The 1,239-nt window shown below is 55.7% G+C and carries 2 protein-coding genes; both read left to right on the plus strand.

The features are described 5' to 3' along the window. Positions 1–593: GDP-mannose 4,6-dehydratase (locus AC1DRJ_RS28345; protein WP_477805057.1), on the plus strand; the 593-nt coding region annotated here is incomplete at its 5' end. Next, positions 590–1,239: dTDP-4-dehydrorhamnose reductase (rfbD, locus tag AC1DRJ_RS28350; protein WP_477805058.1), on the plus strand; the 650-nt coding region annotated here is incomplete at its 3' end. The genes AC1DRJ_RS28345 and rfbD, both read left to right, overlap by 4 nt.

Genomic DNA, 1,239 nt, shown 5'->3' on the forward strand with positions numbered 1-1,239 from the left:
GTAAGGCCAGTTCCGATCACCTGGTTCGTGCCTGGAGCCGTACCTACGGCCTGCCAACTTTGGTGACCAACTGCTCGAACAACTATGGCCCTTGCCATTTTCCTGAGAAGTTGATTCCGCTGATCATCCTCAATGCGCTGGAAGGCAAGCCGCTGCCGGTATATGGTAAAGGCAATCAGGTTCGTGACTGGCTGTACGTCGAAGATCACGCCCGCGCGTTGTACAAAGTCGTCACCGAAGGTGTTATCGGTGAGACGTACAACATCGGCGGTCATAACGAAAAGCAAAACATCGAAGTCGTACACACCCTTTGTGCACTGCTGGATGAACTGCGTCCAGATTCCGCTCATCGTCCACACGCCAGCCTGATCACCTACGTTCAGGATCGCCCGGGCCATGACCAGCGCTATGCGATCGACGCCAGCAAAATTCAACGCGAATTGGGCTGGACGCCGGAAGAAACATTCGAAACCGGTATCCGCAAAACGGTTGAGTGGTATCTGAATAACACTGAGTGGGTAGCTCACGTTAAGAGCGGCAGCTACCAGCAGTGGATTGATCAGAACTATGCGGATCGTTCGAGCCAGGCATGAAAATCCTTTTGCTGGGAAAAAACGGCCAGGTCGGCTGGGAGTTGCAACGCTCACTTGCGCCATTGGGTGAGTTGATTGCACTGGATCGTCATACCGTTGATGGATTGTGTGGCGATCTGTCCGATCTGGAAGCATTGCGTGCCACGATCCGTCAGGTTAAGCCTGACATCATCGTCAACGCAGCGGCCTATACCGCCGTCGATAAGGCTGAGTCAGAGACCGAACTGGCCCACCGTGTTAACGGTCGGGCAAGTCAGGTCATGGCAGAGGAGGTCGCTGCTTTAGGGGGGTGGCTGATCCATTACTCGACCGACTACGTTTTCAGTGGTCAAGGTYCGCAGCCATGGCAAGAGGCCGATGCAGTCGCCCCGGTGAACCACTACGGTGCAAGCAAGCTGGCTGGCGAACAGGCGATTACAGCATCTGGTTGCAAGCACCTGATCTTCCGTACCAGCTGGGTCTACGCGGCTCGCGGTAACAACTTCGCCAAGACCATGCTACGTCTGGCCAAGGATCGCGAGACGTTGAGCGTGATCGCCGATCAGATCGGTGCGCCGACAGGTGCCGATCTGATCGCTGATGTGACCGCACTGGCCATCCAGCAAGTCATGCGACGTCCAGACCTGGCAGGCCTTTATCATTTGGC

The organism is Pseudomonas sp. P5_B2, from assembly GCF_056400445.1.